The sequence below is a fragment of the Nonomuraea sp. NPDC003709 genome (genome assembly GCF_040610775.1).
GTDB classification, from domain to species: Bacteria; Actinomycetota; Actinomycetes; order Streptosporangiales; family Streptosporangiaceae; genus Nonomuraea; species Nonomuraea angiospora_A.
The window spans coordinates 250,202-274,223 of record NZ_JBEXMW010000008.1 but is presented as its reverse complement, the minus strand read 5'-3'; the positions used below and the strand labels follow the sequence as shown (position 1 = coordinate 274,223).

Below are 24,022 nucleotides of genomic sequence, written 5' to 3'. Positions count from 1 at the left end.
TGAGGATCGCGAAATACCGCCGTCACACGCCGTTGCGCAGAATGTGAGCCATGACGAGTATCCGCGCCCTTGCCGAAGCCGATCTGCCCGCCGTCGCCGACATCTACGCCCACTACGTGACCGACGGCGTGGCCACGTTCGACGAGACGCCGCTCGACATCGGCCAGTGGCGGGCCAAGGCCGACGGCATCGCGGGCGCGGGGCTGCCGTTCCTGGTGGCCGAGGTGGACGGCGCGGTCGCCGGGTACGCCTACGTCGCCCAGTACCGCCCCAAGCCGGCCTACCGGCACACGGTCGAGGACACGATCTACCTGGCGCCCGCCTTCACCGGACGGGGGCTCGGGAAGCTGCTCCTCGCCGAGCTGATCAAGAAGACCGGCGAGACCCCCGCCCGCCAGATGATCGCGGTGATCGCGGACTCGGGCGACCCGGCGTCGGCCAGGCTGCACAAGGCATTCGGATTCGAGGAGGCCGGGCGGCTGCGGGCGGTCGGATTCAAGCACGGACGCTGGATCGACACCGTGCTGCTTCAGCTCGACTTGCGATAAAAGGCCCCTGCCGGTTCGACCACACGGCAAACTTCGGCAGGATAGAGAGCGTGAGCCTACTCGTTGACCGCCTGCCCGAAGACATCGACGCCGACCCGGACGCGATCTTCGACGCGTTCGTCCAGTGGAACTCCGAGCGGGGGCTCACTCTCTATCCCGCTCAGGAGGAGGCGCTCATCGAGGTCGTCTCCGGCAGCAACCTGATCCTGGCCACCCCGACCGGCTCGGGCAAGTCGCTGGTGGCCGCGGGCGCCCACTTCGCGGCGCTGACGCGCGACCAGCGCACCTTCTACACCGCGCCGATCAAGGCGCTGGTGTCGGAGAAGTTCTTCGACCTGTGCGCCATCTTCGGCACCGAGAACGTCGGCATGATGACCGGCGACGCCAGCGTCAACCCGGGCGCGCCGATCATCTGCTGCACCGCCGAGATCCTGGCCAACGTGGCCCTGCGCGACGGCGCCGGGGCCGACATCGGCCAGGTCGTCATGGACGAGTTCCACTTCTACGCCGAGCCCGACCGCGGGTGGGCGTGGCAGGTGCCGATTCTGGAGCTGCCCAACGTGCAGTTCATCCTCATGTCGGCCACGCTCGGCGACGTCTCGATGTTCGAGCGCGACCTGACCAGGCGCACCGGCCGGCCGACGTCCGTGGTCAAGCACGCCGAGCGCCCGGTGCCGCTGATCTACTCCTACCGGATGACGCCCCTGCACGAGACGCTGGAGGAGATGCTCAAGACCGGGCAGGCGCCGGTCTACGTCGTGCACTTCACGCAGGCGGCGGCGATGGAGCGGGCGCAGGCCCTGATGTCCATCAACATGGCGACGAAGGCCGAGAAGGAGGCCATCGCCACGATGATCGGGGGCTTCCGCTTCACGACGCGGTTCGGGCGGGCGCTGTCCCGGCTGGTGCGCCACGGCATCGGCGTGCACCACGCGGGGATGCTGCCGAAGTACCGGCGCCTGGTGGAGCGGCTGGCCCAGGCGGGGCTGCTGAAGGTCATCTGCGGCACCGACACCCTCGGCGTCGGCGTCAACGTGCCGATCAGGACGGTGCTGTTCACGGCGCTGTCCAAGTACGACGGCAACAAGGTGCGGCGGCTGCGCGCCCGCGAGTTCCACCAGATCGCGGGCCGGGCGGGCCGGGCCGGGTTCGACACCATCGGCTACGTCGCCTGCCAGGCCCCCGAGCACGACATCGAGAACGCCAAGGCCCTGGCCAAGATCGGCGACGACCCCAAGCGGCGGCGCGGCTACGCTCGCAAGAAGCCGCCGGAGGGGTTCGTGGGCTGGAGCGAGGAGACGTTCCAGAAGCTCCAGGAGGCCGAGCCGGAGCCGCTCAACTCCCGCTTCAAGGTCAGCAACGCGATGCTGCTCGCGGTCATCAACCGGCCGGGCGACTGCTTCCAGGCGATGAAGCACCTGCTGACCGACAACCACGAGGACCGCAAGTGGCAGCGGCGGCACATCAGCCAGGCCATCGCGATCTACCGGTCGCTGCTGGCGGGCGGCATCGTCGAGCAGTTCGCCGAGCCCGACGAGCAGGGCCGCCGGGCCAGGCTGACGATCGACCTGCAGGAGGACTTCGCGCTCAACCAGGCGCTGTCCACGTTCGCGCTGGCCGCGTTCGACCTGCTCGACCGCGAGTCGCCGTCGTACGCGCTGGACATCGTCTCGATCGTGGAGTCGATCCTCGACGACCCGCGGCAGATCCTGTCGGCGCAGCTGAAGAAGGCGCGCGGCGAGGCGGTCGCGCAGATGAAGGCCGACGGCATCGAGTACGAAGAGCGCATGGAGCAGCTGGCCGAGGTCATGTACCCGATGCCGCTGGAGGACCTGCTGCTCGGGGCCTACGAGACCTACCGGCGCGGGCATCCGTGGGTGGGCGACTACACGGTCAGCCCCAAGTCCGTCATCCGCGACATGTTCGAGCGGGCGATGACGTTCAGCGACTACATCCAGTTCTACGAGCTGACCAGGTCCGAGGGCACGGTGCTGCGCTATCTGGCCGACGCCTACCGGACGCTGTCGCGTACGGTGCCCGAGCACCTCAAGACCGACGATCTGGTCGATCTGATCGAGTGGCTCGGCGAGCTGGTCCGCCAGGTCGACTCCTCGCTGATCGACGAGTGGGAGAAGCTCACCAACCCGGCCGAGGCGCTGGAGCAGAAGGACCAGCTGGAGGCCAAGGTGCGGCCGGTCACGGCCAACCCGCGGGCCTTCCGCGTGCTGGTGCGCAACGCGATGTTCCGGCTGGTGGAGCTGTGCGCCATCGAGAAGGAGGAGGAGCTGGAGGAGCTGGCTCCCGACGTCGACTGGGGCGCGGCGCTGGACGCGTACTACGCCGACCACGAGGAGATCTTCACCGACGCCGACGCGCGCGGGCCCGCGCTGCTGCGGATCGAGGAGGAGAGCGGGCTCTGGAAGGTCCGGCAGACGATCAAGGATCCGGCCGGTGACGGTGACTGGGGCATCGACGCCCAGGTGGATCTGGCGGCCTCCGACGAGGAGGGCCGCGCGGTCCTGCACGTGACCGGCCTCACCCGGCTCTGAGGCGGACTCGGCCTCAATCGGCTCTCAACAAACCGGGAAGCTGCGCTGGGGCTGCCCCCGAAGCCCAATGCAGCCCCAGAAAATGACAAGCCGTGTGCCGGAACGGACTGGCAAGGGCGCCCCGGCACACGCCTGTCGGATCAAGTGTCCTCGGTGGAACGTCGGGGTCGTGTCATGACAATGTCCCAAGATCGAGACATTTCTCGCAATCAACAGTCGGCGATGGTGCAGACCTTGGCGAGCATGCGCTTGGTGTCGCTGGTCTGCTGCTTGAAGTCGGCCTTTGCGGGCTTGCCCCACTCGCCGGCCACGGTGTAGAGGATCAGGGCGTTCCCGCGGCGGGTCACGATGGCCCGCTCGCCGCCGACGGCGGCCTTCTTGCCCTGGTAGGCCTGGCCGGTGACCTTCAGCCCCTCGTCGCCGAGGTCCATCGCGGCGGCGGAGTAGCGGTAGCCGGACCGGGAGCAGGCGCGTACGGCGGCGCCCAGGTCGCGCAGCGCCTTGCCCGCCGCCTCGGCCGTCGCGTAGAGGATCACCTGCTCGGACTTGGAGTAGTCGGGCACCGCGGTGTAGGTGAGCGTCCTGGCCTGGGCGCGGCCCGACTGGGCGAGCTTGGCCTTCTGGCACGGGTTGACGACCAGGGCGGCGGACCTCTTGCCGCTGGCCGTCCAGCTCGTCTCGGGGTTGTCGTCCTTCGTGGCGGCGGCCTTCTCGTACAGCAGGAAGTTGTTCGGGATGGCGAGCGAGACCGCGACTAACAGCGCTGGGATCATGCGACAAAATGGTAGGGGTGAACGACGAAGAACTCAGGCGCGTGCTCGGGCTGCTCTATCAGGACGACACGTTACGGACCTTCGCCTCCCTGGTGCTGGGCGAGACCGACGGCCTGTCCCCCAAGGCACTGCACAAGCTCGCCGGCGGCGGCCTGGCGACGTGTGACGAGAGCGGCAAGTGGCGGGCCGCGCCCGAGCGGTTCAGGGAGCTGCTGCGGGCGCGGGCCGAGCCGGCGCAGGCGCTGAGCGCCGATGAGCGGGTGCTGCGCACGTTCCTGGTGGACGGGCGGCTGACGACCATGGGGATGCGCCGCGACAAGCGGCTCGTGGTGCTGCGCTACATCGCCACGCTGTTCGAGCCGGGCGTGCGCTACCCGGAGAAGGACGTCAACGTGACGCTGCGGGCCTTCCACGACGACTACGCGGCGCTGCGCCGCTACCTGGTGGACGAGGGGCTGCTCTCCAGGGAGGGCAACGTCTACTGGCGCAGCGGCGGGCACGTGGACATCGGCACGGTAGAGGTCTGACAGCAGAGGTCTAACAGCAGAGGTCTGACAGCACAGGTCTAACGGCGCAGGTTGCTGGTCCAGGCGTCGAGTTTGGCCTGCCAGCGCTCCGGGTCCTCCGGCCGGCCCGGCACGCCTGGCCGGGTCTGCCAGGGCAGCGGCCCCTCCTCGTGCCGGTACTCCACGCCGATCGCCTCCAGGCGGGGCAGGTGGGCCGCCAGCCGCGTGCGGAAGTCGGCCAGGTCGCGCTCGGGAGAGCTCCACACCGTCTCGGAGAAGGCCGTGAGCCGGGGGAAGGCCATGTAGTCCGCGTGCCGGGCGGAGTCGATCAGCTCCGTCCACAGGCAGCACTGCGCGCCCAGCACGCGGTCGGCCGCCGGTTCGCCGCGCAGGTCGGCGGGCACGGGCTCGAAGGCGTAGACGTCCTCCAGCGCCAGCACCGTCCCGAACGGGGCCGGCTCCTCCTCCCCCGGCCCCTGCCGGTAGTCCAGGTAGAGGCTCGTGTTCGAGCAGTTGATCACGTCGTGGCCCCTCCTGGCGGCGGTCACCGCGCCCAGCTCGCCGCGCCAGGACGCGACCACCGCACCGGGCGCGAGGCCGCCCTCCAGGATCTCGTCCCAGCCGACGAGCCTGCGGCCGCGCGCCGTCAGGTAGGCGTCGAACTGGTGGATGAACCAGCTCTGCAGCTCCTCCTCGTCCCGCAGCCCCAGCTCGGCGATGCGCCGCTGCGCCGCGGGGCTGGCCCGCCACTGGTCCTTGCGGCACTCGTCGCCGCCCAGCACGATGTACGGGCTGGGGAACAGGTCGAGCACCTCGTCCAGCACGTTCTGGAAGAACTTGATCGTGCTGTCCTCGACGTTGACCACGTTGTGGCCGACGCCCCAGGTGGTGCGCACCTCCAGGGGAGCGTCCAGGTTGCCCAGCTCCGGGTAGGCGGCGATGGCGGCCTGGGTGTGGCCGGGCAGGTCGATCTCGGGGACCACCGTCACGTGCCGGGCGGCCGCGTAGGCGACGATCTCCCTGATGTCGTCCTGGGTGTAGTGGCCGCCGTGCGGGCGGCCGTCCATGGGGCCGTCCCAGCCGGTCTGGCTCTCCTTGCGCCAGGAGCCGGCCTCGGTCAGCCTCGGGTAGCGGCGGATCTCGACCCGCCAGCCCTGGTCGTCGGTGAGGTGCAGGTGCAGGACGTTCAGCTTGTGCAGGGCCAGCAGGTCGATGAAGCGGAGCACGTCCCGCTTGACCATGAAGTGCCGGGCGACGTCGAGGAGGGCCCCGCGCCACCCGAACCTGGGCGCGTCCTCGACGTACGCGCCGGGCACCTCGAAGGGGCCGCCCCCGGCCTTCCTGAAGGCCGCGGGCGGCAGCAGCTGCCTGAACGTCTGCGCCCCGTAGAAGGCCCCGGCGGGACCGCCCGCGACGATCTCCACCGTGGCGCCGACGGTCAGCCGGTACGCCTCCGGCGGCAGGTCGCCGAGCGCCAGGGTGATCGTTCCCGAGCCCCCCGGCAGCAGCTCGCCACCGGTGACGGGGGCGAGCTCGCCGCGCAGCCAGGCGGCCACCTCGCCGAGCGCCGGGTCGGCGGCGAGCGAGGTCTCGCGGTCGAGAACGAACGCCCCTGGCCTGGGCTCGTGCTTGACGGGCTTGGGAACGATCAACAACGGCAGACTCCTTACTTACAGGTGATGGCGGCGTCGGCGAAGTCGGCGTGGTCGGAGGTCGCGTTGTCGCCTCCGTTGGTCGCGACCAGCCGGACATATCTGGCGCCCTCGACGGACGCGGTGACCTTGCGGGCGGGCATGGCGCCGGTGAGCACGCCCGAGTGGGCGACCCGGCCTCCGTCGGCCCAGACCTCGAAGTCGGCCGAGCCCGCCGCGCCGACCTCGTCGTCGATCCCGGCCTGGAACTCGACGGTGGAGCAGCGCCCGGCGAGGTAGTACTCGATCTCGGCGGGCGCGTGGGCGCCGAGGCCCTTGGCGTGGACGACGCCCTCGATGGTGATCGGCTTGCCGTCGCCGGCCGCCTTGTCACCGTTGCTGGTGTCCTTCTCGACCGGGCCGAAGTAGTTCTTGGCGGTGGTCCAGGCCACGTCGCTGAGGGAGGTCCGCCCCGGGCCCGGCACCGTCGCGACCGTCACGACGGCCACGGTGGTCTGGGTGCCCTGGGTGAAGGTGAGCTCGTAGTTCCCCGGCGTCGCGCCGGCGGGCGGGGTGACGGCCCACTTCACGGTGAGCGTCTCGCCGCCGTCGAGCCGGCTCGCCCTGGCGGGCGTGCGCGCGGCGACCTGCCACCCGTCCGGTACGCGGGCCGCGACCTCGACGTCGCGCAGCCGCGCGGTGGCCCCGGTGTTGGTGACCCGGGTGACGATCTCGCCGGCCTTGCCCGGCTCCAGCACCGAGGGCCGGTCGTCGCCGAGGAACGCGGCCGGGTCGGCCTCGAACGTCACCAGCGGCGGCGCCTGCTCGCGGCTCTCGCTCACCCGGTAGAGCAGCGCCCCGTGCGCGGGGACCTGGGCCGACAGCTCGCCCTTGGACGAGGCGACCGCGCCGCTCCACAGCTCCTCGACCCGGTAGCGCGAGCCGCCGAGCCGGGTCGCGATGGTGGCCGCCCGGTCGCTCTCGTTGAACAGCGCGATGGCCCGGTCGCCGTTGGCCAGCGGCTTGGACAGCACGTGGTACCAGCCGTCGGTCTTGACGAACGTGCCGTGGACGCCCAGAGAGTCCTGGTCGACGGCGACGACCTTGGGGTTGGCCACGACCGAGGGCGGCGCGGCGGCCGGGTCGGCCTGCAGGATCAGCGGCGCGGCGCCGACGGCCCAGAGGGTGAACTGGGCGCGGTACTCGGCCTCGGTCATCCCGCCGCGCCCGGCCTGGATCAGGTCGGGGTCGGCCCAGCTGCCCGGGCCCGCGTACTCGGCCCTGAGCTGGTTGGTCTCCCAGATGTCCACCATCGTGGCGTAGGTGTCGGGGATGGGGCGGTTGTAGACGTTCGTCCGCCAGGTGGTGGCGCCCGCGCCCTTGCCCCAGAGCCACGGCACGGTGCTGCCGTCCTCGTTGTTCATGGCGAACACGACGTCCGCGCCGAGGGCCTGGCGCATGCGGGGGTAGAGGACCTGGGCGATCTGCTGCACGTTCTGGCCGGGGAAGTCGGCGGCGGGGATGTTGCACCAGTCGTACTTGACGTAGTCGACGCCCCAGCCCTTGAGCTGCTCGGCGTCGGCGGCCTCGCTCTTGTACGAGCCGGGACCGCCGCCGGAGCACGCCTTGGTGCCGGCCGACAGGCTAAGGCCCAGCTTCATGCCCTTGCCGTGGACGTAGTCGGCCAGGGCCTTGACGCCGCCGGGGAAGCGGGTGGCATCGGGGGCGAGGGCGCCGCCCGCGCGCTGCGCGGCCAGCCAGCAGTCGTCGACGATGACGTACCGGTAGCCGAGCGGGACGAGGGGCACGAGGGCGTCGGCGGCCTTGCGTACCGACGACTCGGAGACCGAGCAGCCGAGCGAGCGGCTGCTCCAGCCCATCGGCGGGCCGGCCGCCGCTTCGGCGGTGCTGGCCAAGGTGCCGGCTAACGGCACGAAGGGCATGGCGAGGAGGGCCGCCGCGGCGGCGGCCGTGAGGATGCGCATGGGAGTCCTGTCAGGCGGGGTTGAGTCGGGCGGCGCCCGGCTCGATGGCGAAGGAGCCGGAGGTGTAGGCGGGGGCGTACGGCTCGGTGACGCGTGACAGCGACCGGAAGTCGACCTTCATCTCCTGCTGGGTGAGCTTGGTGCGCACGTAGCCCCGGCGGCCGTTGAAGAACTTCACGTGCGGGTTCTCGTTGAGCAGCACCTGCGTGTTGGGGTATTCGTCCAGGCCGTTGCCGGCGCTCGTCACCGAGGTGGTGACCAGCTCGACGGCCACGGACTTCGACTCCGGGTCCTGGTAGTCGCGCTTGACCTCGCCGGCCCAGTGGCTGTGCACGTCGCCGGTGAGCACGACGGCGTTGCGCTTGTAGGTGTCGATGGCGGCCGTCAGGCGGTTGCGGGAGGCGACGTAGCCGTCCCAGCCCTCGTTCGAGTAGCCCTTGCCCTCGCCGTTCGTCCAGTCCATCTCCATGAGGAAGACCTGCTGGCCGAGCAGGTCCCAGGTGGCGCGCGAGCCCTTCAGCTCGCCGTCCAGCCAGGCCTCCTGGTCGCGGCCCAGGATCGTGCGGTTCGGCTCCAGGCGGTCGAGGCAGTCGGGGCCGACGGTGCCGCTCTTGCCGGTGCACGCGTACAGGTCGCGGTACTGGCGGGTGTCGAGCAGGTGCAGGTTGGCCACCGCGCCCCAGCGGATGCTGCGGTAGAGCTTGAGCGCCGACCCGTTCGGCTTCTGGGCGCGGCGCAGCGGCATGTTCTCGTAGTACGCCTGGAAGGCGGCGGCCCGGCGGGCGAGGAACGGCGGGTCGGGCTGCTCGGGCACGTCGCCGGCCCAGGCGTTCTCGATGTCGTGGTCGTCCCACACCACGACCCAGGGGGCGATGGCGTGGGCCAGCTGCGACTCGGGGTCGGCCTTGTGCTGGGCGTGGCGTAACCGGTATCCGGCCAGGTCGAAGCACTCGCCGCCGGCCTGGTCGCGGACCGGGTACTTGTAGTCGCCGTACTCGTACATGTAGTCGCCGAGGAAGGCGATCAGGTCGGGCTGGTCCTCGGCCATCCTGCGGTACGGCGTGAACCAGCCCACCTGGTAGTCGGCGCAGGAGGTGAACGACAGGTTGAGGGCGCGGCTGCGGGTGCCGGGGGCGGGTGCGGTGAGGGTGCGGCCGACGGGGCTGAGCTCGCCCTCGGCCTTGAAGCGGTAGAAGTACTCGGCGCCCGGCTGGAGGCCGTCGAGCTCGACGTGCACGCTGTGGGCCGCGTCGGTGCGGGCCACCTCGGCGCCGCTCCGTACGACGTGCCGGAAGTTCTCGTCCTTGGCGAGCTGCCACTGGACCGGCACTGGGCGGGCCGGCATGCCGCCGAGGCCGTCGAGGGCGACCGGGTTCATGGCGAGCCGGGTCCACAGGACCACGCCGCCGGGCGTGGGCTCGCCGGAGGCGACGCCGAGCTGGAAGGGGTCGGAGAGAGGGGCGCGCCGGACGGCCGCGCGCACGGGTTCGGCACCCAGTGCGGCGGAAATGCCCAGGCTCGCGCCCCCGGCGAAGAGTGAACGCCGGGTGATCATGGGGGTCCTTACTTGACGGTGGCGTTGCCTTCGGCCACGGCCTGGTCGGCGGCGGCCTTGGGGGTGAGCTTGCCGAGGTACATCTCGTTGAAGATCTGGTTGAGCTTGGTCTCGAAGCCGGTGAAGCCGGTGGTGACCGGCAGCGGGAAGGTCGAGCCCGTGGATTCCTGCTCGAAGGGCGCGACGTCGATCTTCTTGGCCTTCCAGTAGTCGACGTAGCCCTGGCTGAGGCCGTTGAGCGCGGGGAAGACGTAGCCGCCGTCGGCCATCATCTTCTGCGGCTCCTGGGTGCCGAGGTATTCGGCCAGCTTCATGGCCTCCTTGGGGTGCTTGCTCTTGGCGTAGACGGCCTCGGCCAGTCCGTTCAGGTTGACGGAGCGGCCCTGCGGCCCCTCGGGCATGGCCGCGACGCCCATCTCGAACGTGGCCTCCGGCGCCACGAACGGCAGCAGCGCGTTGTTGGCGGGGAACATCGCGACCTTGCCCGCCTTGAACATGTCGGTGATCTTGCCGGTGGGCGGGTTCGTCTGGGTGGCGGGCGGGGCGACGTGGTGCTTGTTGACCAGGTCCACGCCGAACTGCAGCGCCTCGACCGACGCCGGGTCGTTGAAGGCGTACTTGCCGAAGGGCTTGTCGACGAGCTTGCCGCCGTTGGAGCTGACCCAGTTCATCCACTGCGTCTGGTAGTGGTTCCAGGAGGCGAAGCCGTACGTCTTGACCTTGGCGGGGTCGAAGCCCGCGTCGCCGGGGTGCTTGCCGGCCTCGTCCACGGTGAGCTTGCGCGCGGTGTCGAGCAGGGTGCCGGTGCCGTCCTTGGCCCAGGTCAGCTTGTCGGGCATCTCGACGCCGGCCTGCTTGAACAGGTCCTTGTTGTAGAGCAGGCCGACGATGCCCCAGTCCTTCGGGACGCCGTAGAGCTTGTTCTCGTAGGTGAAGGAGCCGACGACGGTCTGGTGGTACTTCGACGCGTCCACCTGGACCGGCGACAGGACGCCCTTGGTGACGTACTCGGGGAACTGGGTGGGGGTCATCCAGAAGACGTCCGGCGCGGTGCCCGCGACGACGTCGGCGGTGAGCTTCGTCCAGTACTGGTCGTACGGCAGCAGCTCGATGTTGACGTGGATGCCGGGGTTGGCCTTCTCGAAGGCCGCCATGACCTTCTCGTAGCCGACCTTCTGCTGGTCGTCCCAGAGCCGGTACGTCAACGTGACCTGATCGGACCCGCCTCCGCCGCCCGAGCCCGAGCCGCAGGAGGTGAGGGCGAGCAGGGCGGCGCCGAGCAGCGCCCAGCGAATCGGGGGGTTGCGCAACATTCGCTGACCTCTTCTTACTTGAGACCTGTGAGGACCACGGATCTGACGATGTGCTTCTGGAAGAAGATGAAGATGGCCACCATCGGGACCAGCGCGATCAGGCTGCCGGCCATCATGAGGTTGTAGTCGACGCCGATGCCCTGCTTGAGCGTGGCGATGGCCACCGTGATGACCTTGGTGTCGTCGCCGCTGGTGATGATCAGCGGCCAGAGGAAGCTGTTCCAGGACGAGATCACGGTGATGATCGCCAGCGTGCCGAGCGCCGGGCGGCAGAGCGGGAGCATGACGCGCAGCAGGATCGTCAGCGGGCCCGCCCCGTCGATCCGCGCCGCCTCCTCCAGGCCGGCGGGCAGGGTCTTGAAGAACTGCCGCATCAGGAAGATCCCGTACGGGGTGCCGAGCACGTACGGGGCGAGCAGGCCGTACCAGGTGTTGACCAGGTCCAGCTGCCGCATGATCAGGAACAGCGGGATCATGGTGACGGCGCTGGGCACCATCATCGTGGCCACGAACAGCCAGAACAGCGCGTCCCTGCCCCTGAACCGGAGCCGCGCGAACGCGTACGCCGCGAACGTGGTGAACACCAGCTGCCCGGCCGTCAGCAGCGCCGTCATCACGGCCGTGTTGAGCAGGTAGCGGGGGAAGTCGCCGGCCAGCATCTTCGCCAGGTTGTCCGTGGTCGGCGGCAGCCCCGGCAGCCACGGGGCCGTCTCGCTGAGCTGCCCCTGCGTCTTGAACGCGGTCAGGACCACGAGCAGGTACGGGAAAACGGAGACGAACGCACCGATGGCGAGCGCGGCGTACAGGAGGATTCGCTTGGCCATGGTCTCTCAGCTCAGGTCGTAGGTGGTGCGCTTGCCGAAGAACCTGACCTGCGCCATCGTCACCAGGAGGATGATCAGGAAGAGCAGCGTCGACAGCGTGGCCGCGTAGCCGAAGTCGAACTCCTTGAACGCGGTCTGGTAGATCCGGAAGTTCAGCACCTCGGTGGTGTGGCTGGGGCCGCCGTCCGTCATCGCGAACACCGTGTCGAACACCTGGAAGGCGCCGATCAGGTTCGTCACGCTGACGAAGAACATCGTGGGGTTGAGCAGCGGCAGCGTGACCCGCCAGAACCGCTGGGCCGGGGTCGCGCCGTCGGTCTCGGCCGCGTCGTGCAGCTCCTTCGGGATGCCCTGCAGGCCGGCCAGGAAGAACAGCATGTTGTAGCCGGTGTACTGCCAGACGCTGACCAGCGCGACGGCGGGCAGCGCCCACGCGGGGTCGGACAGCCAGTCGGGGCCGGTGACGCCGACCAGCGCGAGCGCGCTGTTGATGGCGCCTTCGCGGGGGTCGAAGATCCAGTTCCAGATCAGGGCGAGGACGATGGGCGTGGCCATCCAGGGGACCACGAAGAGCGAGCGGTAGAACCTGACGCCCTTGACGCGCTGGTTGAGCAGCATGGCGAGGGCCAGGGCGAGCACGGTCTGGAGCGGGATGCACAGCAGCACGTACGCGACCGTCACCCCGAGCGAGTGCCACGCCTGCCCGTCCCCCGCCAGGCGGCGGTAGTTGTCCAGCCCGACGAACTCGGGGGACGAGAGCAGCTCCCAGTCGAAGAGGCTGAGGACGAGCACGATGAGCATCGGCAGCAGGAGGAACGCGATCACCCCGAAGAGGCTGGGGGCGACGAAGAGGTAGGCGTGCCAGCCGCTCCCCCGCCTCTTGGCCACTTTGACGTCCGCCACCAGGCTGCTCCGCGCGATGTGGGTGGTCACGAGGGGTCCGTCGCCGTCGGGACCATGAGGCGCCTGGTCGTCTCCAGGCCCCAGTCGTCCAGCGCCGCGATCGGGTCGCTCGACCCGCGCAGTCCGCCCGTGCCGGCGATGTGCGCGGCCCACTCCTCCCGCGCCTCCACCTCGGGGCGCAGGATGATGCAGTCGGGGTCGTTCACCCACCAGCGGGCGTGCAGGAACTCGCGGGCCGCGCCGGTGAGCCGGGCGCCGAGCTGGGACGGCTGGCTGATGTCGCCGGACTTGGGCTGCAGGGTCGGCGCGATGTCCGGGCTCACCCGCATGACGTCGACCAGGCCGATGCTGGGCAGCATGGGCGCGCCGCACCCGTGCAGGGTGGCGTCCGCGCCCGCGCCCCGGCGGATCAGCTCCAGGCCCCGCCGGTACGCGGCGATCGGGTCGAGGTCCTCGTGCCGCCCGCCCGCGAGGGCTCCCGCGTAGATGAAGTCGAGCTTGAAGTGGCTGATGCCCATGGCGCTGAACGTGCGGAAGACGTTCACGAGATGCTCGGCCGCCTCCGGGTTGGTGACGTCGAGCACGGCCAGCTCCTGGTCCCACATGCGCCCGGCGTACGCGTCCCTGACCAGCCAGTCGGGGTGCTCGCGGAAGATCCGGCTGCGGTGGCCGACGAGGAACGGCGCGGTCCAGATCCCGGCCCGCCGCCCGGCGCCCGTGACGGCGTCCACGGCCCGCGCCAGCGAGCCGAACTCCGGCCGCCCCTCCAGCCAGTCGCCGATCTCGGCCTCGTAGCCGTCGTCGACGAGGAACATGTCGGCGCCCAGGCCGAGGCGTTCGGAGCTCTGGAGGTTCTCGATGACGTCGGCGTCGGTGACCTTGTCCCAGTAGCCGTACCAGGTGCACCACATGGGCGGGACGGCCGGGAACGTTCGCTTTTCTGCCATCGTGTCCGCCCAGTCGCGCAGGGCCTGGTCCAGGCCGCCTTCGGCGCGGTGGTGGCGTACCGGGCCGTCGGCGGAGATCACCAGGCGGCCGCCCTCTTCACGCGCCCTGATCGAGGGCACCTGGAGGGGGCTCGGCGCGGACCAGAGCTCGACGGAGCCGTCGCCCGGCTCGACGGCCAGCAGCCCTTCGCCCTGGAACACCCCCTGAGGTATGGGGGTCTCGGGGCGGTAGGCGAGGATCTGGATGGTCTCGTCGGCGGGCCGGGGCGGGGCGTCCGTCAGGCGGTACGCGCCGGTGGGGCTCCACGACTGCCAGCCGTGCTCGAACACCCGCGCCTCGCCAGGGCCGCACCTGATCTCGCCGATGTCTTCGAACGACATCCTCAATCCTCTCGACTTACGAAGGAGCGCTTCATTAGTAGCACCGGCGCTCCGGCGGGGTCAATGACGGATTTTTGCCGTAATAACAGGAGGTGGAGGCGGCGCGTACAGCCGTCAATCGCTGGCATAATCTCTGGTTACAGAGGAGACCTACTTAAGGACGGCGATGGCGGACGTTCGCGGCGGCGACCTGTCCCGGCTGCGGCAGCTCAACTCGCTGACGGCCATCCGGGAGCTGCGCAGGGCGGGGCCGCTCACCCTGTCGGCGCTCGCCGAGCGCACCGGCCTGTCCCGGCCGTCCATGAAGGAGGTCACCGACGAGCTCATGGGGCTGGGCTGGGTGGAGGAGGTGCCGCCGAGCCCCGGCACGATGGGCCGGCCGGCCCGCCGCTACCGCTTCCGCGCCGACAGCGGCTACCTGGTCGGGGTGGACATAGGGGGTCACAACATCCGCGCCGCCCTGTCCGACCTGGACGGCGAGATCCTGGCCGAGACCCGCCAGCCGGTGTTGCCCGACGACCCGATCGAAGAGCGCCTGGCGGCGATCGAACGCGCCGTCTCCGGCTGCCTGGCGCTCAGCCGTACGTCGGTCTCCGACCTGTGGATGATCTCGGTCGGCACGGTCGGCGTGATCGACGCCGAGGGGCGCGTCATCTACTCGGCCGCCGTGCCCGCCTGGCGCGACCTCGACCTCGCGGGCAAGATGCGCGAGATGTTCCCCTGCCAGATCCTCATCGAGAACGACAGCCGCCTGGCCGCCATGGCCGAGACCCGGCGCGGGGTGGCCAAGGGCGCCAGGGACGTGGTGTTCATGCACGTCGGCCGGCGCATGGGAGCCGGGTTGATCATCGGCGGGAAGGTGCACAGGGGGTTCGGGGCGGCGGCCGGGGAGATCTCCATGCTGCCCGAGGCCCGCTGGTACGACCCCGCCGAGCACCTCAACACCTGCCCGTCCCTCCCCGAGGGCACGCCGCCCGAGGACGCGGCCGGCTGGACGCTGGCCGCCGCCCGCAACGGGGACCCGGTGGCGCTCGCCGCCGTCGAGCGGTACGTGGACGACCTTGCGGTGGGCACGGCCGCGATGGTGCTCATCCTGGACCCGCAGATGGTGGTGCTGGGCGGCGGCTTCTCCCGCTCCTCCGACGTGCTGCTGGGGCGGCTGCGGGAGCGGTTGGAGCGTACGTGCATGCGGATGCCGGAGGTGCGGGCGTCGACACTGGGGGACGAGTGCGTGGTGGTGGGGGCCATCGACTACGCGGTCGACCACCTCGACGACCAGCTCTTCACCCCCGACAGAGGCCCCCTCCCGTTCACCCGCTGACGCCTGCCGGCGTGGGTCAGGAGGGCGGGCGGCGGCGGGCGCGGTAGTCGCGGGGTGGGAGGCCGTACTCGCGGCTGAAGGCCCGGCTGAAGTGGAAGGGGCTGACGAAGCCGGACGCCGCCGCCACCTGCCCCACGTCCAGGTCCGTCACCTCCAGCAGGCTCGCGGCGTGCCGTACCCGCGCCTCGCGGACCGCCTGCATCGGGCTGCGCCCGGTCTCGGCGGCGAACAGGTGGGCGAAGCGGGACGGCGAGAGCGCGACGGCACGCGCGAGCGAGGCGACCGAGTGCGCCGCTCCGGGCTCGGCGGCGATGAGCGCGAGCGCCCGGCGTACCCGCTCGTCGCCCTCGTCCGGCCGCCGCGCCCCCTCGGGCCGGGCGGAGGCGGTGGCCAGGACGATCGCCTCCTCCACGGCCCCCAGCACCAGCTCGCGCACCGGCCCCGACAGGACGACGGCGGGCAGCCGCGCCTCGGCGGAAGCCGCCACGGGCGGGTACACGTCGGGCAGGGGCGCGGCCGGCACCCACCGGGCGTCCTGGAGCGCGCGCTCGAACGCCAGCCCCATCCGCCCGCGCACGCCCACCGGCACGCCCCCGACCAGATGGCACCCGTCACCCCGGGCGAACGGCCCCAGCCAGGCCGCCCAGGAGGGCCGGGGCTGGAAGTGCACCCACCAGAACCGCCACCGCTCCGCGCCCGGCAGCACCCGGTAGTGCTGCGACACCCCGGACCCGAGCACCGCCAGGTCCCCCGCCCGGACCTCGAACGACGCCCCGCCCTGCGCCACGAACCCCGCCCCCGCCTCCGTCCACAGCAGCAGCCAGCTCGGCGACCCGGCGGGACGGCGGGTGGCGTACCCGGGCGCATTGTCGTAGTGGCCGACGATCGTCAGCTCGGCAGCAGGAACAGACATGTCCTCAGCGGTCACAGGCATACCGTTCCACGATCCCGGTCTCTAGCGTGGGAAACATGAGGCTCAACGACTTCCACGATCAGGGGTACTTGCTGGCGCCCGGTCTCCTCGCCCCGGAAGAGGTGGCCGAGCTGCGCGACGCGTTCATGGCGCTGCACGCCAAGGGGCCGATCCCGGGTCACTTCGCGCCGCAGCCGCAGGAACCCGGCCGGCCGTACGACATCCTCCGTGACTACCCGCGGATCATGCACCCTCACCAGGTGAACGACCTGGCCCTGCGGTATCTGCTCGACACGCGCATCGCCGCGATTCTCCGCGACATCCTAGGAGAGGAGCCGATAGCAGCCCAGAGCATGTTCTACTTCAAGCCGCCGGGCGCCAGGGGCCAGGCGCTGCACCAGGACAACTTCTACCTCCGGGTCGAGCCGGGCACGTGCGTGGCCGCATGGGTGGCGCTCGACAAGGTGGACCGGGCCAACGGCGGCCTCGAGGTCGTGCCGGGGACACACCTCATGGACCTGTTCTGCCCGGAGGAGGCGGACCAGGACATCTCCTTCACCAGGGAGTACGTGCCGCCGCCGCCCGGCCTGACGAAGGTGCCGGTGGACATGGAGCCCGGGGACGTGCTGTTCTTCAACGGCAGCCTGGTGCACGGCTCGGAGCCGAACAGCACGGCCGACCGCTTCAGGCGCAGCTTCATCTGCCATTACGTGGGCCGCTCGGCCGAGCGGATCGCCGAGTACTACCCGACGCTCACGATGTCGGGCGAGCCTGTCCGGCTGGAGACGTCCGTGGGCGGCGGCCCCTGCGGCACCGAGATCACCGGCCCCCACTGAGCCGCGTACCCGCGGAAGAGGTCAACCGCCGGAGATGTCGGACTCCGCGTCGCCGTCGGGCATCACGCAGTCCCAGGGGTCGTCCAGCCACCCGTCCGGCAGCAGCACCTTGGTCCGCTCCCCCGACTTCCCCCGAGGCGTGTCCGTGTTCGGCGGCCACGGCTGGTCGTGCTCCAGCTTCGCCAGCCCCTCGCGCAGCCCGTCGAGCGACTCGGCCGTGGCCAGCTCCCGCCGCAGCTCGCTCCCGACCGTGAACCCCTTCAGATACCACCCGACATGCTTGCGGAAGTCGGCGACCGCGTACCGCTCGATGTCGAAGCACTCGGTCAGCCCTTCGGCGTGCCTGGCCATCACCTCGGCGACCTCGCCGAGCGTGGGCCGGGCCCGCTCGGGGCTGCCGTTGAACGCGTTCTCCAGGTCCTTGAACAGCCACGGCCGCCCCAGGCAGCCCCGCCCGACCACCACGCCGTCGCACCCGGTGCGCGCCACCATGCGCAGGGCGTCGTCGGCGCACCAGATGTCGCCGTTGCCCAGCACGGGGATCTCCGGCACGGCCTCCTTCAGCCGGGAGATGGCCTCCCAGTCGGCCACTCCCCCGTAATGCTGCTTGGCCGTGCGGGCGTGCAGCGCGATCGCCGCGACGCCCTCCTCGGCCGCGATCCGCCCCGCGTCGAGATACGTCAGGTGATCGTCGTCGATCCCCTTGCGCATCTTCATCGTGACGGGCAACGACCCCGCGTTGGCCACCGCCTCCCGCAGGATCCGCCGCAGCAGATTCCTCTTGTACGGCAGCGCGGACCCGCCCCCGCGCCTGGTCACCTTGGGCACCGGGCAGCCGAAGTTCAGGTCGACGTGATCGGCCAGGTCCTCCTCGGCGATCATCTTGACCGCTCGCCCCACGATGTCGGGATCCACCCCGTACAGCTGGATGCTCCTGGGCCGCTCCGACTCCGCGAACCTGATCATCCGCAGCGTCTTCGGGTTACGCTCGACCAGCGCGCGCGTCGTGATCATCTCGCAGACGAACAGGCCCGCGCCCTGCTCCCTGCACAGCACCCGGAACGGCGCGTTCGTGATGCCCGCCATCGGCGCCAGCACCACGGGCGGCCAAACCCCAATCGGCCCAATCTTCACTCCGTCAGTTGTAGCGCAGGTCAGGTCGTAACCGGTATTCGTAAACGTCACGTTGCCACTCGGCATCGCTCATACGTTCTACCCGCACAGGCCAAAGCCTGGTAATCTCATGGTCACTCAGGGTGAGCGCCCACGCCTCCCCGCCCAGATGGGCAACGATCCCAGCCGGGTATGTCTGACACAGGATGGCTAAGCTGATCAGAGACGTTGTTATTCGCATCTTGAGCGGAGAGAGGACGGATGCTTCTTCGCGTACGGGTGGCGCTGCCCGACAAGCCGGGTTCGCTCGCACAGGTGACCAAGGTCCTGGGGGCGTCGGGGGCCGACATCACCCAGGTGACCGTGCTCGACCGGGGCGCCGGCCAGGCCGTTGACGACATCACGGTCTTCTGCGCGGAGAGCACGCCCAGGCAGTCGCTGGTCAAGAGCCTGGAGACGGTGGAGGGCGTGGCGGTCGAGGGCATCTGGACCACGCGGGAGGCCCCGGGCACATATCCTGAGCTGGAGATTCTCAAGTACATCACCACGGCGGGCGACCGCGCGCTCACCACGCTCGTCGACTCGCTCCCGGTCCTGTTCAGCGCCGACTGGGCCGCCACGACCGCCGAGCGGCGCGTCCTGTACGCCAGCTGGCGCGCCCCGAAAGACCTGATCGTCCCGGAGGAGACCCCGTCCCGCCCGACGGCCGTCACCCTGGAGGAGGGGCTGCACGTCATCCACGCCCCGCTGCCGCCCCTGGCCCTCTCCCTCCTCCTGGCCCGCTCGGAAGGCCCCGCCTTCCACCGCATCGAGGTCCACCGTCTCACCCGCATCCTGGAGATCTTCCTCAGCCTGCCCGCCACCGAGCGGAGCGTGGCCCGCCAGCTCCGCAAATAGGCGCACTCCACCGCTACGCGTAACCATCCGGTCGGCGAACGCGCTAGAGTTGTCGATGCAGCAACGCGGAAGTGGCTCAGTGGTAGAGCATCACCTTGCCAAGGTGAGGGTCGCGGGTTCGAATCCCGTCTTCCGCTCGGAGAGATTCGACTCGGTGGCGTGGCCGAGAGGCGAGGCAGCGGCCTGCAAAGCCGTCCACACGGGTTCAAATCCCGTCGCCACCTCCACGGACGATTAGCTCAGCGGGAGAGCGCTTCCCTGACACGGAAGAGGTCACTGGTTCAATCCCAGTATCGTCCACCAGTTCAAGAGTTGAAGCCCCAGCTCACGGCACATGCCGAGAGTCTGGGGCTTCTTGTTGTTCTCGGTTCTCGAGTCCTTCCATCCCGCTCAGCTCGCTGCCGACTCGACGCTCTGTTGATCGGCCGGAGCGAGCTTGAGGCCCTCACCTTCGACGGCTTCGCCGTTGCCGTCATCCCGTGGCACGAGCGCCCGTGCAAGTTCCGTGACCTTGTCGAACAGGGCGAGAACGAACTGAGCAAGTGCTCCGAAGCGCCATGAGGAGGTAACGCATGGCCCGACGGCTTCGATACCTCCCTGATCAGATCGGCCCAGCCGCGAACGCTTCCGCCCGTCCGTCCCAGGGACTACGACGAATTCACCGTTGAGGCGGTGAGCGTCGAGAACGGCCCTCCTGAGCCGGTTACACCTGACGTCGCAGCTCAGGTCGATCAAGATCCGACGCCCTGACCGGCAGCCCTGCCGAGCCTCCTCGGCAACGGACTCCCGCCCTCAACGTCGTCCTGAAACGTCGGTGCCGAGTGCTTGGGTGGGCCTATGCGTTACGGCATCGACATCGCGATCCTCGGTGAGCTCGCAGAGCCATCGCGCTTGGTTCATCTGGCTCGGGAGGCCGAGGCCGCCGGATGGGATGCCGTGGTGGTGTGGGATCACCTTGCCTTCGCCTGGGGGACGCCATCGGCCGACCCGTGGGTGGTGCTGGCCGCCGCGGCCCAGGAAACCTCCCGTGTCCGGTTGGGCACTGCGGTGACCGCCGTGGCCCGGCACCGTCCGGAAACGCTGGCTCACACCGTGGCCACTTTCGATCGGCTGAGCGGCGGCCGGGCGATCCTGGGTGCCGGGCTGGGCGGAGTGACCGCCGAGTTCACCGCGTTCGGCTCGTCGCGGCCCGGTGGGAACGTGCTCGACGAGGCGCTGGAGGTCATCTCCTCGCTCTGGTCCGGCGCCGAGGTGCACCACCGGGGCGCCCACTACACGGTCGACGGGGTACGCCTGTCGCCGTTGCCACTCCAGCGCCCCCGGGTCCCGGTGTGGGTCGGCGGCTCGGCTCCGGGCGCTCTTCGCCGGGCCGCTCGCTGGGACGGGTGGATCGTCGGTGGTGACGACCAGGAGTGCCGCATGACGCTGTCGCCGGACTCGCTCGCCGTTCAGGTCGGAGAGGTCCTCCGGCACCGGCCTTCAGCCGCGGGTTTCGACGTGGCGATCATCGGGGTCAGCGAGCCTGGCTCCTCGGTCAAGGCTTACGCCGACGCGGGCGCTACCTGGTGGCTGGAGCACCTCCACGGATATCGGGGCTCCATGGAGCAACTCGTGGAGCGCGTCAAGGCGGGGCCGCCGCACGTGGGCTGAGGCCTTTGTCATTCGCACCTCCAGCCCGGTGCCGGCGTCACCTGTCACGGTGGTGAAGCCGGAGGTGACGGCCCTGCCAGCGTGCCCGCAACCACCGGTCGTGGCTGGCGATCACTATCGCGCCGGGTCCCGCCGAGCCCATCGCCTCCTCCAGTTCGTCGGAGAGGCGGGGCGAGAGGTGGTTGGTGGGCTCGTCGAGCAGGAGCACCTCCGGCGGGTCCGCCACCAGCAGCGCCAGCGCGAGCCGCCGGCGCTGGCCGAGGGACAGCTCGCCCACCCGCAGGTCCACGTCCCGCCGGCCGATCAGGCCGAGGGAGCGCAGCGGCACGGCCTCGGCGCGCTCCGCTCCCAGTGCCAGCTGGTACGTCTCCCGCACCGTGCGGTCCGGCCGCTCGAACACGGTGTCCTGGGCCAGCAGCCCGACGGTCAGGCCGCGCCGCCGCCGCACCTCGCCCTCAGCGTCGAGCCGCCCGGCCAGTACTGCCAGGAGTGTCGACTTGCCCGCCCCGTTGGGCCCGGTGACCAGCAGGCGCTCCCCTGGCGACACGTCGAGCCGGTCGATCGCGAGCCGTCCCGGCACCCGCACGTCCCGCAACGACAGCAGGGGCGCGTGGGGAGCGACGTTCTCCGGCACGTCGAGAGCGGCGTGCTCCGGCGCGTCGGGGGCGGCGTCCTCGGGCGCGGGGGTGCTCAGGGCGGGAGTGGCGTCGTCCGGCGCGTGGGAGGCCAGGGCCGGAGGGTGGAAGCGGAGTGGCGCCGGTGGGGCGGGGACCTGGTCGCGTTCCAGCTCGGCCAGCCGCCGGGCGGCGTTGCGTACCCTGCGCGAGATCTGACTCTGCACGCGCCCACCGCGGTGCCCGTACCCCATCTTCTCGTTGTCGCGCCGCAGCCCGTCCAGCGCCACCCGCCGCGCCGTCACCGCGACGGACCGGCGCAGCTCACCGAGCTCGGCCTGCTCCTCCACGTGCCGCTGCGCCCAACGCTCCCGCTCGGCCCGCTTCTCGGCCAGGTACGCGCCGTACCCGCCCCCGTACCGGACGGGCCCGTCCACCGCGGGGTCGAGGTCGATCAGGTCCGTGCAGACCGCGTCCAGGAACGCCCGGTCGTGGCTGGCCACGACCACGACCCCGGACATGCCGCGCAGCTGCTCCTCCACGAACACCGCGGCGGCGTCGTCCAGGTGGTTGGTGGGCTCGTCCAGCAGGAGTGCCGCGGGCCGCCTGATGAGCAGCGCCGCCAGGGCGAGCCGCCCGCGCTGCCCGCCCGACAGTGACGCGAGCGCGCGGGAACGCGGCACGCCACCCAGGCCGAGCCGGTCGAGGACGATCTCCGCGCGCCGTTCGGCGTCCCAGGACTCGCGCTGTTGCGCCTGGTCGAGCCGTGCCCCGTACGCTTCGAGTAGAGCGGCGTCATCCGGGGCCCCGGCGAGCTCCCGGGTGAGCCGGTCGAGCTCGGCCAGGTCGGCGCGCGCCTCGCGCAGGGCGTCGTCGAGCACCTCGGCGACCGTTGCATCGCCGTCGAACGGCAGCTCCTGGTGCAGGAAGCCGAGGTCGGCGGGGCGGACGACGGCGCCGGAGTCGGGCTGGTCCACCCCCGCCAGCAGCCGCAGCAGGGTGGACTTGCCCGCGCCGTTCTCGCCGATCAGCCCGATCCGGCGGCCGGGGGCGGCGGTGAGGGTGACGCCGTCGAGCACGCGCCGCGTGCCCAGCGTCCGTACGAGGTCGCGGGCGAGCAGCGCGTCACTCACCGGCGGGCCCTCCGGTCTCCAGCAGCCGGCCGCCGGACAGCTCCAGCCGGCGCTCCACCCCGATCTCCGCCAGGAACCGCTCATCGTGGCTGACCACCACGAACGCCCCCTCGTACGAGCCGAGCGCGCTTTCCAGCTGCCCCACGCTGACCAGGTCGAGGTTGTTGGTGGGCTCGTCGAGCAGCAGGAGCTGCGGAGCCGGATCGGCGCAGAGCACGCAGGCCAGCGTGGCGCGCAGCCGCTCGCCGCCCGACAGCACGCCCACCGGCAGGTGCGCGCGGGCGCCGCGGAACAGGAAGCGGGCGAGCAGGTTCATCCGCTCCGCCTCCGGCATGCGGGGGGCGAACGCGGCCAGGTTCTCGGCCACGGTGCGCTCGACGTCGAGCAGGTCGAGCCGCTGCGACAGGTAGGCGACCCGGCCGTCGGCCCGCCTGGTCGTGCCGCCGTCGGGCGCCAGGTCGCCGCTGATCAGGCGTAGCAGGGTCGACTTGCCCGCGCCGTTGGGGCCGGTCAGCGCGATGCGTTCGGGCCCGCGGACCGTCAGGTCGACACCCGGCTCGGCGAACAGGCCACGGGTCTGCAGGTGCTCGCCGTGGAACACCGTGCGCCCGGCGGGCACGTTCGTACCCGGCAGCTCCAGCGTGATCTTCTGGTCGTCGCGCAGCGCCCGCCCGGCCTCGTCGAGCCTGGCCTTGGCGTCGCTGACGCGGGCGGCGTGCATCTGGCCCGCCCGCCCGGCCGACTCCTGGGCGCCCCGCTTCATGTTCCCGGCGAAGATGCGCGGCAGCCCGGCGCTCTTGAGGTTGCGGGCGGCGTTGCTCGCCCGGCGGTCGGCGCGCTCGCGGGCCTGTTGCATCTCCCGCTTCTCGCGCTTGAGCTCCTGCTCGGCGCTGCGCACGCTCCGCTCGGCGGCCTCCTGCTCGGCGCGTACGGCCTCCTCGTACGCGGTGAAGTCACCGCCGTAGAAGCGCACCTCGCCCCGGTCGAGCTCGGCGATGCGGTCCATCCGGTCGAGCAGGGCCCGGTCGTGGCTGACCACGAGCAGGCAGCCGTTCCAGTCGCCGAGCACGTCGTAGAGCCGGCGGCGGGCGGCGAGGTCGAGGTTGTTCGTCGGCTCGTCGAGCAGCAGGACGTCGGGCCGCCTGAGCAGTTGCGCGGCCAGGCCGAGCGAGACGACCTGGCCGCCGCTCAGCGTCCGCAGCGTGCGGTCGAACACGAGATCGCCGAGCCCGAGCCGGTCGAGCTGGGCGCGGGTGCGCTCCTCGATGTCCCAGTCGTTGCCGATCGTGGTGAAGTGCTCCTCACCGGCGTCGCCCGACTCGATGGCGTCCAGTGCGGCGATCACCGGGGCGATGCCGAGGACCTCGGCCACGGTCAGGTCGCCGGTGAGGGGCAGGCTCTGCGGCAGGTAACCGAGCAGCCCGCCGACGGACACGCTCCCGCCTCCGGGCCGGTACTCGCCGGCGATCAGCTTGAGCAGCGTGCTCTTGCCCGCGCCGTTGGGGGCGACGAGGCCCGTACGGCCGCCGCCCACGGTGAAGGACAGGTCGCTGAAGACGGGCGTGTCGTCAGGCCAGGAGAAGGACAGGCTGGAGCAGATGATGAACGCGTCGGACATGCGAGAAGACCT

Annotated in this window: 19 protein-coding genes and 3 tRNA genes; 10 read left to right on the top strand and 12 right to left on the bottom strand. The window is 70.8% G+C overall.

The features are described 5' to 3' along the window. Positions 1-50: 50 nt before the first annotated feature. Together ABZX61_RS25590 and ABZX61_RS25585 are read left to right on the top strand one after the other, a co-directional pair. Complete coding sequence (locus tag ABZX61_RS25590; protein WP_355198260.1) at positions 51-548, top strand: N-acetyltransferase family protein; 498 nt, start codon at positions 51-53, stop codon at positions 546-548. A gap of 41 nt (positions 549-589) precedes the next feature. Then, positions 590-3,097, top strand: coding sequence for a DUF3516 domain-containing protein (locus ABZX61_RS25585; RefSeq protein ID WP_355198584.1), 2,508 nt, complete (start codon positions 590-592; stop codon positions 3,095-3,097). A 209-nt stretch (positions 3,098-3,306) separates the two neighbouring features. On the opposite strand, the gene ABZX61_RS25580 is transcribed toward ABZX61_RS25585, so the two are convergent. Beyond that, a complete protein-coding gene (locus ABZX61_RS25580; protein WP_355198258.1) occupies positions 3,307-3,870 on the bottom strand; it encodes a hypothetical protein in 564 nt (187 codons plus the stop codon). 17 nt (positions 3,871-3,887) lie between these two features. Between ABZX61_RS25580 and ABZX61_RS25575 the strand changes: the two genes are divergently transcribed. Beyond that, complete coding sequence (locus tag ABZX61_RS25575) at positions 3,888-4,397, top strand: DUF2087 domain-containing protein (protein WP_355198256.1); 510 nt, start codon at positions 3,888-3,890, stop codon at positions 4,395-4,397. A gap of 38 nt (positions 4,398-4,435) precedes the next feature. Here ABZX61_RS25575 and ABZX61_RS25570 read toward each other — a convergent pair whose 3' ends face one another. The 7 genes from ABZX61_RS25570 to ABZX61_RS25540 are packed head-to-tail and all read right to left on the bottom strand — an operon-like array spanning position 4,436 to position 13,915. Beyond that, complete coding sequence (locus ABZX61_RS25570; protein ID WP_355198582.1) at positions 4,436-6,025, bottom strand: beta-N-acetylhexosaminidase; 1,590 nt, start codon at positions 6,023-6,025, stop codon at positions 4,436-4,438. A 17-nt stretch (positions 6,026-6,042) separates the two neighbouring features. Beyond that, entirely contained in the window at positions 6,043-7,992 is a 1,950-nt protein-coding gene (locus ABZX61_RS25565; RefSeq protein WP_355198254.1) for an NPCBM/NEW2 domain-containing protein, read from the bottom strand. Between the two features lie 10 nt (positions 7,993-8,002). Continuing rightward, complete coding sequence (locus tag ABZX61_RS25560; protein WP_355198252.1) at positions 8,003-9,547, bottom strand: alkaline phosphatase D family protein; 1,545 nt, start codon at positions 9,545-9,547, stop codon at positions 8,003-8,005. 8 nt (positions 9,548-9,555) lie between these two features. Next, positions 9,556-10,860 carry a sugar ABC transporter substrate-binding protein gene (locus tag ABZX61_RS25555; RefSeq protein ID WP_350727051.1) on the bottom strand — a complete coding sequence of 435 codons (1,305 nt, stop codon included), beginning with the start codon at positions 10,858-10,860 and terminating at the stop codon, positions 9,556-9,558. A gap of 14 nt (positions 10,861-10,874) precedes the next feature. Beyond that, positions 10,875-11,684 carry a carbohydrate ABC transporter permease gene (locus tag ABZX61_RS25550; RefSeq protein ID WP_355198249.1) on the bottom strand — a complete coding sequence of 270 codons (810 nt, stop codon included), beginning with the start codon at positions 11,682-11,684 and terminating at the stop codon, positions 10,875-10,877. Between the two features lie 6 nt (positions 11,685-11,690). Further along, complete coding sequence (locus ABZX61_RS25545; protein WP_355198247.1) at positions 11,691-12,617, bottom strand: sugar ABC transporter permease; 927 nt, start codon at positions 12,615-12,617, stop codon at positions 11,691-11,693. Beyond that, the gene (locus tag ABZX61_RS25540) at positions 12,614-13,915 is read right to left on the bottom strand and encodes a glycoside hydrolase family 36 protein (protein ID WP_355198245.1); all 1,302 of its coding nucleotides are present in this window, start codon (positions 13,913-13,915) and stop codon (positions 12,614-12,616) included. Before ABZX61_RS25540 ends, ABZX61_RS25545 begins: the two co-directional genes overlap by 4 nt. A gap of 166 nt (positions 13,916-14,081) precedes the next feature. Here ABZX61_RS25540 and ABZX61_RS25535 point away from each other — a divergent pair, with 166 nt between their 5' ends. Continuing rightward, a complete protein-coding gene (locus ABZX61_RS25535; protein WP_355198243.1) occupies positions 14,082-15,236 on the top strand; it encodes an ROK family protein in 1,155 nt (384 codons plus the stop codon). Between the two features lie 16 nt (positions 15,237-15,252). On the opposite strand, the gene ABZX61_RS25530 is transcribed toward ABZX61_RS25535, so the two are convergent. Further along, positions 15,253-16,149 (bottom strand): helix-turn-helix domain-containing protein, encoded by an 897-nt coding sequence (locus ABZX61_RS25530; RefSeq protein ID WP_355198241.1) that lies wholly within the window; start codon positions 16,147-16,149, stop codon positions 15,253-15,255. Between the two features lie 56 nt (positions 16,150-16,205). Here ABZX61_RS25530 and ABZX61_RS25525 point away from each other — a divergent pair, with 56 nt between their 5' ends. After that, positions 16,206-16,985: a phytanoyl-CoA dioxygenase family protein gene (locus tag ABZX61_RS25525; protein ID WP_355198239.1), complete on the top strand. Its 780-nt coding sequence runs from the start codon at positions 16,206-16,208 to the stop codon at positions 16,983-16,985. Between the two features lie 21 nt (positions 16,986-17,006). Here ABZX61_RS25525 and dusB read toward each other — a convergent pair whose 3' ends face one another. Beyond that, entirely contained in the window at positions 17,007-18,119 is a 1,113-nt protein-coding gene (gene dusB, locus ABZX61_RS25520) for a tRNA dihydrouridine synthase DusB (protein WP_355198237.1), read from the bottom strand. 240 nt (positions 18,120-18,359) lie between these two features. Between dusB and ABZX61_RS25515 the strand changes: the two genes are divergently transcribed. The 5 genes from ABZX61_RS25515 to ABZX61_RS25495 all read left to right on the top strand — a co-directional run bounded on the left by ABZX61_RS25515 (position 18,360) and on the right by ABZX61_RS25495 (position 20,645). After that, the gene (locus tag ABZX61_RS25515; protein WP_355198235.1) at positions 18,360-18,995 is read left to right on the top strand and encodes an ACT domain-containing protein; all 636 of its coding nucleotides are present in this window, start codon (positions 18,360-18,362) and stop codon (positions 18,993-18,995) included. A gap of 65 nt (positions 18,996-19,060) precedes the next feature. Further along, positions 19,061-19,132: transfer RNA gene (locus tag ABZX61_RS25510), tRNA-Gly, on the top strand. A gap of 16 nt (positions 19,133-19,148) precedes the next feature. Then, positions 19,149-19,222 (top strand) — tRNA-Cys (locus tag ABZX61_RS25505). 1 nt (position 19,223) lies between these two features. Beyond that, a tRNA-Val gene (locus ABZX61_RS25500) sits at positions 19,224-19,298 on the top strand. 534 nt (positions 19,299-19,832) lie between these two features. Next, on the top strand, positions 19,833-20,645 hold the full coding sequence (locus tag ABZX61_RS25495; protein WP_355198233.1) for an LLM class flavin-dependent oxidoreductase: 813 nt from the start codon (positions 19,833-19,835) through the stop codon (positions 20,643-20,645). 37 nt (positions 20,646-20,682) lie between these two features. On the opposite strand, the gene ABZX61_RS25490 is transcribed toward ABZX61_RS25495, so the two are convergent. Both ABZX61_RS25490 and ABZX61_RS25485 read right to left on the bottom strand, forming a co-directional pair. Next, a complete protein-coding gene (locus tag ABZX61_RS25490) occupies positions 20,683-22,392 on the bottom strand; it encodes an ABC-F family ATP-binding cassette domain-containing protein (RefSeq protein WP_355198231.1) in 1,710 nt (569 codons plus the stop codon). Then, positions 22,385-24,010, bottom strand: a complete 1,626-nt coding sequence (locus ABZX61_RS25485; RefSeq protein ID WP_355198229.1) for an ABC-F family ATP-binding cassette domain-containing protein — start codon at positions 24,008-24,010, stop codon at positions 22,385-22,387. Before ABZX61_RS25485 ends, ABZX61_RS25490 begins: the two co-directional genes overlap by 8 nt. Positions 24,011-24,022 lie beyond the last annotated feature (12 nt).